Origin of the sequence: Arachidicoccus ginsenosidivorans (assembly GCF_007971385.1) — a bacterium.
Classification (GTDB): Bacteria; Bacteroidota; Bacteroidia; order Chitinophagales; family Chitinophagaceae; genus Arachidicoccus; species Arachidicoccus ginsenosidivorans.
The window spans coordinates 2,998,368-3,011,305 of the sequence record NZ_CP042434.1 but is presented as its reverse complement, the minus strand read 5'-3'; the positions used below and the strand labels follow the sequence as shown (position 1 = coordinate 3,011,305).

Annotated in this window: 10 protein-coding genes; 7 read left to right on the top strand and 3 right to left on the bottom strand. The window is 40.9% G+C overall.

Annotation, left to right across the window (positions count from 1 at the left end; translation table 11 throughout):
- Positions 1-259: 259 nt before the first annotated feature.
- The 3 genes from FSB73_RS12015 to FSB73_RS12005 form a co-directional block, all read right to left on the bottom strand.
- Positions 260-1,810 carry a CotH kinase family protein gene (locus FSB73_RS12015; protein ID WP_158639517.1) on the bottom strand — a complete coding sequence of 517 codons (1,551 nt, stop codon included), beginning with the start codon at positions 1,808-1,810 and terminating at the stop codon, positions 260-262.
- A gap of 444 nt (positions 1,811-2,254) precedes the next feature.
- Entirely contained in the window at positions 2,255-3,544 is a 1,290-nt protein-coding gene (locus tag FSB73_RS12010) for an alpha/beta fold hydrolase (protein WP_146782370.1), read from the bottom strand.
- A 223-nt stretch (positions 3,545-3,767) separates the two neighbouring features.
- Positions 3,768-5,756, bottom strand: a complete 1,989-nt coding sequence (locus FSB73_RS12005; protein ID WP_158639516.1) for a tetratricopeptide repeat-containing sensor histidine kinase — start codon at positions 5,754-5,756, stop codon at positions 3,768-3,770.
- A 256-nt stretch (positions 5,757-6,012) separates the two neighbouring features.
- Between FSB73_RS12005 and FSB73_RS12000 the strand changes: the two genes are divergently transcribed.
- The 7 genes from FSB73_RS12000 (at position 6,013) to FSB73_RS11970 (ending at position 12,890) form a co-directional block, all read left to right on the top strand.
- Positions 6,013-6,426, top strand: a complete 414-nt coding sequence (locus FSB73_RS12000; RefSeq protein WP_146782364.1) for a hypothetical protein — start codon at positions 6,013-6,015, stop codon at positions 6,424-6,426.
- Positions 6,348-7,337, top strand: coding sequence for a T9SS type A sorting domain-containing protein (locus tag FSB73_RS11995; protein ID WP_146782361.1), 990 nt, complete (start codon positions 6,348-6,350; stop codon positions 7,335-7,337). Before FSB73_RS12000 ends, FSB73_RS11995 begins: the two co-directional genes overlap by 79 nt.
- A gap of 52 nt (positions 7,338-7,389) precedes the next feature.
- The gene (locus tag FSB73_RS11990; RefSeq protein ID WP_146782358.1) at positions 7,390-8,427 is read left to right on the top strand and encodes a right-handed parallel beta-helix repeat-containing protein; all 1,038 of its coding nucleotides are present in this window, start codon (positions 7,390-7,392) and stop codon (positions 8,425-8,427) included.
- A gap of 50 nt (positions 8,428-8,477) precedes the next feature.
- Positions 8,478-9,311, top strand: a complete 834-nt coding sequence (locus tag FSB73_RS11985) for a hypothetical protein (protein WP_146782355.1) — start codon at positions 8,478-8,480, stop codon at positions 9,309-9,311.
- Between the two features lie 53 nt (positions 9,312-9,364).
- A complete protein-coding gene (locus tag FSB73_RS11980; RefSeq protein ID WP_146782352.1) occupies positions 9,365-10,150 on the top strand; it encodes a T9SS type A sorting domain-containing protein in 786 nt (261 codons plus the stop codon).
- 305 nt (positions 10,151-10,455) lie between these two features.
- A complete protein-coding gene (locus FSB73_RS11975) occupies positions 10,456-11,754 on the top strand; it encodes an OmpA family protein (RefSeq protein WP_146782349.1) in 1,299 nt (432 codons plus the stop codon).
- A gap of 11 nt (positions 11,755-11,765) precedes the next feature.
- On the top strand, positions 11,766-12,890 hold the full coding sequence (locus tag FSB73_RS11970; RefSeq protein WP_146782345.1) for a hypothetical protein: 1,125 nt from the start codon (positions 11,766-11,768) through the stop codon (positions 12,888-12,890).
- The last annotated feature ends 48 nt before the right edge of the window (positions 12,891-12,938 follow it).

Here is a 12,938-nt window from a genome sequence, read left to right as displayed (position 1 = left end):
TTCTTTAGCTTTTAATCCATCACTTGACGCTACGTACTATTTGGGCGTATTTGCAATTATTGCTTTGTGCTCATTACTTTGCGTATTTGCAATCCATTACCTAGTTTACCGAAAGACACTGCTACATATATAAATGTGAGGGATGGTTGTGTCGTAATTTAAAACAGCCCAAGGAGTTCTTATAGAAACAATTTACAAATATTTCTTGGCTTAAAATTGCACATTCAAATTGTATATGCAAAGGTTTCTTTTAAAAATATTAATTAAATTCTGCCCCATTGAACACCCCATCCAACCAGGCTATTCTTTTGGTCAGATAATCCCTGACAAAATCAACATACTCCTCATGGGTCTGGGCCGTATACCAGCTTTGGTTAATATTTACCCCAAGAATATTATCCCAGCGTTTAAAATTGGGGATTTGGCTGTACTTGATATAATTATCCACAGAATCTATATATTCGGGCAGTGTCTGCAAGCTAGACTTTATGCTATTCCATCTGCTTCGTACCATTTGCTTAAATGCGGGGTCTTTTCTGATCTCATCCATCCAGTACCGGGGATCATGGGCATTTGTGAGCATCAGTTTCTGCTGTGCATCTTCCTTTCCTATACGTTTGTCATTATTAAAGCCTAAATCAAAATCCCATACTGGTCCTACATAGATTTTTGGATCTTGACTGCTCTTTTTATACATACGCATGCTCCATAGCATGTCCGGATTGCCACAGATTTCATTAATTAGGTAATAATTGACAAAACTCGGCAAATCAAAATATTGCTGGTAATTTCCTTCGGAGGTTCCTCTGGCACTAAACAGACTTTTTTCAAAGTCGCTAACGTAATCTTTAATATAATTATATTGGTCGGTGGTAATATCGTCCTCATCGGGAAACTTTATGGTGATAGGCATATTTTTCGGCGTCCGAAAATGTGAAGGTTCCTGATCTGCATATCCGTCCTCTTCTAATACATAGCCGCCATTATCCTCGTCAACAGGTACCCGGTCCTTGCCTTCCTTCACATGCTCGGTTAAGTTATAATTACCCATATATTCGCCATTTAGGAACAATTCAACGTATTTCTGCCTCGGAGTATATTCCATTTCAAAGCGGCGGCTTACTTCAAAAGCGACATCGTTTCTTAGTAAGGACTGATCTCCATAATTGGCCATAAGTGCCCAATTCTTATTGGAAGGCATGTCAAGTAAAGGGGCTTTTTTGTCTAATTTGATGCGGTATGGCTTTTTGGGCATGCCCCAGGTGGAATTTCCCCGACCTTTAATCTCCATGACGCCTTCATAGAGTAATTTCCCATTTAGCCCTTTTGTAATCCTAATTTCTCCTTCAACATAGTTATCCTTGCTGTTGATGGGCTGGCCACCTGTGGATATATAGACCGCTGGCATGCCTGTATCTGAGAATTTAACGACATAGGTATGCTGATCTCCATTTTCTGCAACTATGCTGTATTTAACCAGATGCGAGAAATCCTGCTTTGTATTGCCACTCTTTTGTTCAACACCATCTACACGCACAGATACACCTTCATGCTTAAAATCGGCAATCAGCCCAGAGATATCTGTCCCCACTAAGGTGTGGGCATATACGGTATCATTTTTAATTTCTGTGGTGATATCGTTCCATAAACCTGGATTTTCCGCCTTTGTAAAACCAAAACTAGTCAGATTATTATCTGCGGCCTGCTCAACAGGTGGTGTAACTTTGGGATGGTCTTTAGAACAGGCCAGTGTAAAGGTAAGTATTACCCCTAACAGCCACGCATACCGGGGATTGCTAATTTTTCGCATCAATCTTTCCATTTTTAAAGTCGTGCGGCTATTTCAATTATAGATAGCGTCTTTGTGGCTCCCAAAGAATGCCTGTCTACAGTAGAAATATTCGCCAGTGAAGAAGTTTTAGTAAATAACTGTTCGAACCATTATTCGTTAATCAATAAGTAACCCCTAATCCCAAAATCAGCAATTATTACTAATTTATAATATATGATAAAGCTGTTCAGCAAAATAAAGATTCAAATCCATTTAGCAAATAACCTTTCGTTTTATGTAGTTTTAAGTTGTTCTATCGAGCTTTTGGTTGCCCCCCAAAATAAGTTATGGGAAAAAAACCGAAAGAGAAGTATTAGGGCTATATGTCAAAATAAGCTGACTAGTTGATAAGGAACGGGAATAAAAGATCTGACATGTGAATGACATAGGGTGACTTTTGAGCAATGAAGCCGATTATAACACTTACTTTGTTTCAAAAAAGGTGGAAACAGCCTTATTGAACAAATCAGGAATTTTTTCTGGTGCCTCATGATCCGCACCCTTAAAGATAATCAGTTGGCTTTTGGGTATTTTTTTGGCAATTAACTCCGTATGTTTTCTTTTTACGACGTCATACTGGCCTGCCATTACCAGCGTAGGTGCTTGTATCTTTTGTAAAGAATCTGGATTAATATGGGGTTCGGTTAATAGTAACATCTTCAATCTGTAATCCATACTGGTTTTTGCGACACCTCTCGCCTCCATTTCTTTTACCTGCTTTCGAAGCAATTGATTTGTCTCGGCAGTGACGGACGCATCATTATTATATAAAACGGTCCCCATAATCGCCATTTTGTTTACTTTATCTGGATGATTCATCGCCAATATCAAGGCAATATTAGCACCATCACTCCAACCTAATATATTGACTTTTTTAAGGTGTAGTTTATCTAAAAAGGTATTAACATCTTCAGCCATCAGCTCATAGGTCAATTTTGTGCTATCGGCAGTGGATTTTCCTTGCCCTCTGCTGTCCAGGCCTACTATCTTATATTTATCCTTAAAATATTGGAACTGGTTACTAAATCGCCACATGGAAGAATTGTTGCCATTTAGAAATAATAGAGGCTCGCCTTTACCATATATTTCGTAATAAAGTTTGACGCCATTAACATCCATATATTTTCCGACTTGGGGATTGTTCCCAAACGATGGGGTATCTTTAACTCCTGAGTTATCTATAAACAAAGACTTCTTACCACTGGCAGCATTATCCAAAGATATGGACACTCTTGTATTTTTATTTATATTAGCCAGATGCCAATCCGTTAATGAGTCTTTCTCAAAACCAGCATTTTTTAATGGGATTTCCACTTTTCCATTCCGCCCATCCTTTACATATAGTTTAAAGTCATCAAAATAATAACTACCGTTTCCGTCAATTGATGCACCAATTGCTAGATATTTCGCCTTTTTGTCAACCTTGCCAGTTAATTCATAGTGACTCCAATCATTTTCTTTATGATAGACCTTGGCATTGTCATTAAACAATGGCATTTTTATAGGCTTGCCATTAGCGTCAATGGAGACAGAACTTAATAAGGCGTATGAATTATCGGTAATATTGTCTTCATAAAATATTTTGCCTTCTAAAAGAAACTCTTTTCCGCGGTACTGCTCTATATTAACAACTTGAACAATATCCTGGGTTTGACTAAATGCACTTAAATAACTTAGACAGAAAAAAAAGAAGATTAATTTATAATACGACATTTGAACTTAAACTGGGTTTATAAATTTATTAAAGGCAGCTATAAAAATACGAAAAAGATGCTTACTTTGAACTTTATACTTTCCGGATTTCCAAAACTTCTACCCTTATTACTAAATAGCACAAATTATCCCGTCTTAAAACAACTTGACAGATTTTAAATTTCATGCTGTTTTTGTTTTCTACGTGAGTCTAGCATCTATTTTAAATCAACTTAAAGTATCTTTAAATGGGCATTTCAATATAGACCGAGGTGCCTTTGCTAGCTTTGGGATTAGAATCAATATCCATTTTCGCTTTCAGATAATCTATGCGGTTAAAGATGTTCTTGTAGCCGATCCCTCCAGCTGCACTTAAAGAACCAGGATCAAACCCTACACCATCATCCTCTACGGTAATACTTAAGACTTGCTGCTTGCAAATAAGCTGCACAATGGCTTTTTTTGCACTGGCATGTTTAATAATGTTATTGACCAGTTCCTGTATGATCCGATAAATGGTTACTTTTTTCGTGCTTTCTATTTCAACGTGTTCCATGCCCACGTCATGGTATTCTATTGTCAGGGCACCGCTGGCGGTGATTAGGGTACAAAAATCACGCAGGGCGTCCCGCAATTTTTGGCCTACGAGGCTTTCTGGCATCATATTATGGGCGACGCGTCTTAATTCAAATATTGATTTATCCAGGATTTCAACGGTGCGCTCAAAGGCAGCGGCATTATCCGGGGTGATCACCATATTCTCTTTTAGTGTATTAAGGGAATATTTGGCGCCCGATAAGATCCCTCCCAGCCCGTCATGTAGATCCTTGGCCAGGCGGCTTCGCTCCTCTTCCTGGCCTTGCATGACGGCTTCAGTGGCCATTAATACTTTCTCTTGTTCCAGGGAGCTGATCTGCTGTTGCTGTAATTTCTTTTCCGTGATCAGGAGTTTTTGTTTGCGTTTATAGTTTCGGTAATACAAAAAGCCAATCACCAGTAAGGCCATGATCACTAAGGTCATAACAAGCAGGTAATTTCGTTTTCGATCAATGGATAATTGCTGCAAAGTTTCCTGTGCCTGAAGTTGCTTAATTTTGGCTGTTTTTTTGGTCGTTTCATATTTTGTCTGCAATTCCAGGACTTTACTATTGATATTCGTGTTGACAATTGCCTGTTGGGTAAGATCTGTTTTTTCATCATATTCCATGGCCTCCTTATAGCGATGTGCTGCATAGGCTATATGGGACATAACTACATAACAGGATTGTTTGAGCTCACTAATGGAGGTAGTACCGGCCAGGCTTATGGCACTATCTGCATACAATCTCGCTTTAACTAGCTGGTTTCTAAACATGTAATATAGTGCCAGGTTTAGATATCCATCGCAGATGGATTCATTATCCTGCATTTTGCGTCCCAGTAGTAAAATCCGGTCGCTATAAGGTTTGGTCTCTGCCTTTAGATTCAGGTGGTTTTGCAGATCGACTAGATTGATTAAGTCATTGAGCTCCCCATATTCTTTATGGTGCTTTTTATCAATAGTTAAGGCTTCTTTCAAAAGCGGCTCAGCTTTTTTGGGTTGTTGCATACTTTGATAGACGACAGCCAAATTTACTAAAGGAATAGCTACTTTGTCCTCTGTTCGGTATTTTCGATATATGCTTATCGCATTTTGTCCGTACTCAATGGCCTTTGTGTAGTTTTGGGTCTGCCTGAATAAGATCATCAGTTCGTTATCACACATCCCTACCTTAGCCTTTTGCCCCGTTCTTTCATAATAGTCGGCGGCCAGCAAAAAATAACGAATGGCCTCCGAAAAATTACACAGGCCGCTATTACTTACACCAATATTAAAATGCGCACGCACGAGCCTTTGAGAATCCTTGATTTTAATGGCTAAAGCCTCGGCTTCTTGATTCATGGATAAAGAAGAGTCATAATCGCCTTGTTGCACCAGGGCATCACTGTAGTCAAACAGGTATTCAATGGTGCCTATGGTGTACTTAGATTGTCTGCTTAACTGTCCGGCCAAAGCGTAGTACTTTTTTGCACCGACCAGATCATTATTTTGTTGTTCGGCAGCGTCTCCTAACGCTAAATATGCTTTTACCCGGTCACTATCTGTTTTTGTAGCAGCCAAAACCCCATTTAGACTATCTATTGTCGCTTGCCCTTTTGTCTGCATACTTAACAGCAGAACCGGAAGCATTAGTATGCTAATTACCTTTTTCATAAACATGCTGTAAAGGTGAAAAAAGAAACCCTTTCCAAATTTCCCCTTTTTGGGGGATACTTTTCGGGAAAATGGAAAATATTTTTGTTCAGCATTTAGGAAGAGATCATCGTAACGCTGCCTTCCATTTAGGGTACAGCATGGAAGAAATAGAGAAATTGCCGGGACAGTGCTCCATAGCCAATAGGTAACAAACTGATAAATAGCCGATACAAGGCTAATTCATAACTGGGCCTTAACTGATAAATCATAATATATGAAAATTTTTACGCTTTACAGATTATATATTGCCTATATAGGCCTCCTGCTGCTCCCTATACTCCAGCTTAGGGCACAACCAACAAATTCTACGGCTCCTAAGCCAGGAGACGTCAGCACGGGAGAATACGCCTTTATAGCAGCAGTCCTGCCTGGGTCTATGGGGGCTAACCAGATTTGGGACTATCAAAATCTGGTGGATAGTGCCGCAGAGTCCCTGACAAAATTTATCAGTCCTACAGCTACACCTTATTATTCAGATTTCCCCACAGCCTCACTAGCGGCAAATACTGACGACACTTTATACAGCTATTATACAATAAGCGGGGGAATTTGCTGCTGCTTGGCGGCAAGTCCGCCCAGGAGCGCTTTGAGTATGCACATCCTTATATTACCGCACATTACCCCATAACCTATGGGGATAAATACCTGGATAGTGCCAGCCTGTATCTTACCCTGCAAAGCCAAAAAGATACAACGCTTATGCTGGATACGACAGAAGTTACTGGTTATGGTACACTTAAATTACCTAAAAAAACCTATAACAATGTCTTACAACTGCGTCATATTAATGTAGCGGTCGCCAGATTTTATTTTCCGGGTGTCGGAGAGATCAAATTACCTCCTGCAGCAGATACGACATTCAGCTATTTTGTGGATGGGATTGTTTCCCCGCTGTTATTTTACAGCACTTCTAAAGGGCAGATTCAGCTGATCAGTTATTACAAGGCATCCGCCTTGCCTCTTGACTTTATCAAATTCTCAGCTACTCCAGGACGCCAAGGTGTTCATTTGAACTGGGAGACGGCAGATGAGATCAATACGAGTAATTTTAGGATTCAAAGAAGCCTGGACGGTCAGCACTATTCGGATATCCAACTTTTACAGGCAAAGGGCAAAACCCATAATACGTATCAATTCACTGATTCTATAAGTAGTCTACAATCAGCTTTTAGTGCCGATAACTCAAATAATTTACAATTAAGGGTCATTTATTACCGGATCCAGCAAACTGATCTGGATGGCCACTTTAGTTTTTCTCCAGTGGTGACCTGTTTGTGGTTAAATAAAGCGCCGATGTCGCTTTCATATTCCCTTTCCCTTTATCCCAATCCTGTCCGTAACAAACTTCATATTTCTGGAACGACTGGCCTTAGCTGGTATAGGATTTATGGCAGCACAGGGCAGCTCCTGCTCAAAGGCGCCATCCAATCTGACAATACGGTTATTTCTGTAACGACGCTGCCAGCTGGCATCTATTTTTTTGAAGCGGGTGCAAAGGATATTGTATATAAAAAGAAAATTCAGTTCATCAAAAAATAGAATAGGTGTAAATATTAAATATTTAAATAATCTCCATCCAAAATCTCAAAAAATGAAAAAGTTATATGTACTTTTAGTTGTGCTCTTCGCACTGATCTTCCATGCTGACGGCAAAGTCTGGCGTGTCAATAACACCATTGGTCTGCAGGCTGATTTTACCACTATAAGCGATGCGGTCAGTGCGGCCGCCGCTGGTGATACGATCTATATCGAAGGCTCCGCCACTTCCTATACAGGCACCACCATCAATAAAAAGCTGACAATCATCGGACCGGGTATATATTTAGGTGATCCAAACAACGGCAACAGACAATGGAACGTAAACGTTGCCACTGTCGGACATTTTGTATTTGCGCCTGGCAGTACCGGCAGCAAATGCGCAGGGTTATACATGAACAGCTATCAATACCTAAATGAGCAAAAAATTACTATTGAAAGATGTTTTGTCGAGCAAATAGTTTTCGCAAACGGCAATAATATCAATTGCGACCATGATACCATCAGGCAATGTGTTATTTACTCTGCTATTGTCTGTCAGCCAAACACCGGGACGTTTAGTGCGCAAGGAGAAATGGTGTATAACAATATTATTAGCGCAGGTATAGATTTTAGTAAAAATATGGCCAACACTTCTGTCTATTTTATTAATAATGATTTTGTCGCAAATGCAAATTCATACCGGTGTCAAAACTGTGTATTCCAGAATAATATTTTTTATAACCCGTTCTTCAGTGATTATGGCAGTAGCAATTATTTTGCCAATAATATTATAACATCGAGCACCGACGCCAGCAAAATAGCCACAGGTAATAATAATCTCTTTAGTGTTGGCTGGGCGACCATTTTTGCCACTTCCACCCCTAATATTTCCACGCCCCTTCCGGTTTTTCCCATGACGGGCAATTCATACTGGCCGGTAGCTCTCCTGCCATCGGCGCAGGAAGTATCAATGGCACGACCGTGGATTGCGGGGCTTTTGGCGGCCCTGCGCCTTATATTCTATCTGGTATGCCAAATATACCAAGTATTTATGCGCTCAGTGTTCCAGCTCAGGTTAATAACGGCACACAAACCATTGATATCTCTTTGAGCGCCGCAGCGCATTAGCCCTTACACTTTTCTGCCCTTCAATTTTAAACCATGCAATATATTCATCAAATACGCATCACCGTTGCCACCTTGTTCAGCCTGGTAGCAATAATGGTAACTGCGACAGCGCAACTAACAGGCCCGGTGAGTTTTTCTTTGCCGCCCAATATGCAGCCCGCCAATTTAACTGCCCTGGAGTATTATTTTGATGCAGACCCCGGGTTGGGACATGGCATTGCCATACCAGTTACCAGTGGCGCTACCTTTTCAATAAACCAATATAATGTAAGTATTGGGTCGCTTGCCCCAGGTATACACCGGTTATATCTGCGTGCAGAAAATTCTGATGGAAGTTGGGGGCTAACAACGGTGGGCGCATTTTATATATTATCCCCAGTGGGTCTTATCCCTCCCAATACACCTGCATCAGCTATTGTCAGCGCGGAGTGTTATTTTGATCAGGACCCTGGTCATGGGCAGGGCTCCGCCCTGCCTATACCACAGGGCACTGATGTAAACTTAAGTAATCTTGCTATTCGAGTAGATACCCTGACCAACGGCATTCACAGGCTTTATACAAGGGTCAAAAATGCCAAAGGGATCTGGAGTATTACTAGTGAAAGTGATTTTTATATAGTCACGCAGCAACAATTATTACCTGCAAATGAACCAGTGGCGGATATTGTAGCAGCTGAGTATTATTTGGATACTGATCCTGGTCCGGGCCATGGCGTTGCCATTAGTGTCCAACCGGGCAGTGATATTACTGTTCCCTCTATAGTCATTAATATTGCAGGGCTTGCCTTGGGGTACACCATATTTATGCTCGCACTAAAAATAGGGAGGGTAAATGGAGCATTACCACCAACAGTACTTTTTATATAGTACCTGTCAATTTCAGGTTTCCGCCCAATCAGCCTCAAGGGCAAATCACTGCAGTGGAATATTTCTTTGATCATGATCCTGGATTTGGCAATGGGACGATGCTTAGCGTTGCGCCAACAACAGATCTAACCAATTACCAGATCTCGGCAGATATCAGTAGTCTAAAGCAGGATTCTGTGCACACGCTTTATATCAGAACCCTGGACGGTTGGTCTGAAACTATTTCTAGTCGGTTTACCATAGGGACTGCCTTGCCTGTTAAATGGCTGACACTTACAGCTGCGAGACAACCCGGTAGTCAGGTATTGATTAAATGGACCACAACCCAGGATTTGACTGCGCTTTCTTTTAATATAGAAAGAAGCCTGGATGGTCAGCATTTTTTGCAAATAGGTCATACAGATGCCAAATCAGGGGTTCTGAATACAGAAAATAACCTGAGCTATACTTACCTGGATATCAGTGCCCCACAAGCAAGGTTGTATTATAGAATTAAAGAGACGGATAAAAACGGGCAATTTAGTTATTCGGATATCCTGCTCATTAATAATCAGGATCAGGCAGCCTCAAAATTCTATATCATTGGCAGTCCGGTCCAAAGCATTCTCAGGGTGCATCTTGGTTTGAACGTTGGACTTACTCCCCCCAGTCATCCTTCCAGCGATCCTTCTGGTGGGAAACTGCAGGTTTTTGACTTGGATGGCAGGATGGTCCTGCAGGAGCCTACAATGCCAGCTGCTATTCAGCAGCTAAATGTCTCCCGGCTCGCACCGGGTATCTATATCCTACGCTATAGGGACAAAACACAGGTAGAATCGGGCAAATTTATCAAACAATAGTAAGCAGGTCAGCAAGAATAACGACTAATGACAACTCGCTAAAAGCTCTTTTTTTGACTTGAATTCGCGAAGTAAAAATTCCCCCTTTTGGGGGAAGCGCTCAGTCGTTAACTCAGAATATATTTGTCCTATCAGATGTGGTTAGCTCCTATTATTTGCCAGGGCGATTCAGATCAACAAAAGCTGAAACTTCGCATAAATAAATTATACACTACGCACATATAGACGAATACAAAAAATAATATGTATTGAATAATTTACTTTTTATTTAAACCTCAATTAAACCTCATTTAAACCGAATAATAATGAAACCTTCATACGGATCAGCAAAAGCCTGCCTGCTTGCCATTATACTACTTTTTGGCATCCACGAAATTTCTAGTGCACAGCTTTTTAAAAAATTAAAACAAGTGGTAAAACAAACCGCCAGTGAAACGGTTCAGGACCGTGCCGCCTCAGCGGCTGGCAATGCAACCAATAACGCACTGGATCAGACGGGTAAACTTGGCGGCTTATTTAAAAAAGGCGAAAAGAATAACAATAGCAATAACAATAAGAAAAACAACACCAAGGATCTCAATGGGGCAAGCGGCACCACAGGTGCGCCTATTAAAGTTTCTATGACTGCTTATGAGAATTATGACTTTGTCCCGGGGGACACGGTGCTGTTTGCTGATGATTTCTCAACAGATCAGGATGGGGAATTCCCTAGCCACTGGGATCTGAAAAAGGGCCAGGCAGTTGTTAATAAAGTGGCTAATACGACTGCTTTTTTACTAACGGATGGCAATTACTGTCAGGTAATGCCCAGGATGAAAACTCCAGATTATCTCAGTCAGGCTTTTACCATTGAATTCGATACGTACACGGATGGGGAAGGAAATGAAAGTCCCATCGTGTATTTATCTTATATGGATAAGAATGGCAATAGTGAGGAAGGAGAAATAAGCTTTAACCGCGGCAGTGAGGAAAGTGACCGGGGCGATCTGTCTATGAGCAATTTCCCAAATGGCCTCGACGCTGACTTCCCGGAAAAATTAAAGGCGGGTTATATCAATAAATGGCACCACTGTGCCATTATATACCATAACGGCCAATTAAAATGTTATGTAGACCAGTTTCGGGTAATCAGCGTTCCAAATATTGGTTGTAACCCGACTGCCTTTGGATTTGAAGGCATTGGCCAGCAGGACCATCCCATTGTAATTGCAAATGTCCGGCTAGCATCTGGTGGCCAAATGAATATGATCGGGAAAAAATTTACGGCGTCTAAGATTGTCACGCATGGTATCACCTTTGATGTAGATAAAGCGGACATCAAAGCCCAAAGTATGGGGACGCTCAATATGGTCGTAAAAATAATGAAAGATAACCCGGATTTACACTTTGAAATAGATGGCCATACTGATAATACGGGGCAGCCTGCGCACAATCAAACCCTGTCTCTTGATCGGGCTACAGCGGTTAAAACGCAACTGGTTAAAATGGGCATCGACGGATCAAGGTTGACGACAAAGGGATTTGGCGATACCAGGCCGATTAGTGATAATGATTCCCAGGAAGGTAAAGCCAATAACAGAAGGGTTGAATTTATCAGAAAATAGATAAATCTAATATGATGTGTAATTGCAAGCTTATCCTACTTTGTGCCATTTATTTTATCGGCGTATCTGTCAAGGCCCAAAATTATGCCCAGTGGCCAGCTGAAAAGCCAAGAACGGGCTTTATTGAAAATGCACAAAGTAAACAAGTGCGGCTCCAAAACAGAACCCGCCCACAGGTAATCGCCATGCAGGACAAAATGCGCGCTTTTTTTAATGAAAATATGGAAGCCTTGTCCCAAAAAACCGGGTGGCTGGTGGTCGAATTAGATGAGTTTTGCTCAGATGGCAATGTTTATCATAATGAGGATGGAACTGTCCAGGATGTCCCTTTTAATAAATGTCCGCCTGGCAGCTTCAATATTACCTATCAGTTTATTGCAAACAAGGATTCTCTGGCGGCCTGGAAAATATATCAATCGAATTTTCAAAAGGCGGATGAGCAAAGTCAGCAACAGCGAAATAATGATGTCCAGGACATTACTCAAAGTCCAAAATATAAGCAGTATCAGGATTCAGCAAAATATTACATGCATCTATATACGGCTTATGTACAAAAACACCAGGATGAAGGTGTTGCTTTATTTACCAAGGACACACATCCCAAATATTACCAGCAAAAGCAGATGGAATTTATGGATAAGGCAACTGCCCTGACAGATGGACAAGTTAAGGCGGCTGGCGTAGATCAGCTGGAGGCAAACGGTGCAAAAATTGCCCGCAGGTTCCGTAATCACAGTATCGTTACCGTTACTTTTGAGGTCAATGCCTATAAAGAATACGCTGTAGATGGCAGTCTGGGGCCGATAGAATATACCACTACTCCCTTTTTAAAAAGTCCTGCCACCTTATCGAAATTGTATACCACTGGGCGGGATCAAACAAGTCAGGACCTGCTAAAATGGGACCACATCCTTTTAATAATGATGGGTCAATTTAATTTGCACCCAAATCAATATGGCGGATATGAGGCAGCATTTATGCAAAATGGGCAGAGTGATCTTTATACGCCCAAAAAAGTGACTTGCGGCCAAATCCAGAATATTTGCATCAAAATAAGCGGTAGCAAAGCGCATATCCAAAGACTAGCCGCTTTATTGGATACTAAAAACTATAACAACGTGATTTACAGCAAATAATTTTCTTTATACATTTAACCAAATAAGCTAAATTAGCAGTACGTAAGT

Coding starts and splice junctions, on each gene's coding strand:
- FSB73_RS12015 (WP_158639517.1), bottom strand. CDS start 1,810: ATGCGAAAAATTAGCAATCCCCGGTATGCGTGGCTGTTAGGGGTAATA.
- FSB73_RS12010 (WP_146782370.1), bottom strand. CDS start 3,544: ATGTCGTATTATAAATTAATCTTCTTTTTTTTCTGTCTAAGTTATTTA.
- FSB73_RS12005 (WP_158639516.1), bottom strand. CDS start 5,756: ATGAAAAAGGTAATTAGCATACTAATGCTTCCGGTTCTGCTGTTAAGT.
- FSB73_RS12000 (WP_146782364.1), top strand. CDS start 6,013: ATGAAAATTTTTACGCTTTACAGATTATATATTGCCTATATAGGCCTC.
- FSB73_RS11990 (WP_146782358.1), top strand. CDS start 7,390: ATGAAAAAGTTATATGTACTTTTAGTTGTGCTCTTCGCACTGATCTTC.
- FSB73_RS11985 (WP_146782355.1), top strand. CDS start 8,478: ATGCAATATATTCATCAAATACGCATCACCGTTGCCACCTTGTTCAGC.
- FSB73_RS11975 (WP_146782349.1), top strand. CDS start 10,456: ATGAAACCTTCATACGGATCAGCAAAAGCCTGCCTGCTTGCCATTATA.
- FSB73_RS11970 (WP_146782345.1), top strand. CDS start 11,766: ATGATGTGTAATTGCAAGCTTATCCTACTTTGTGCCATTTATTTTATC.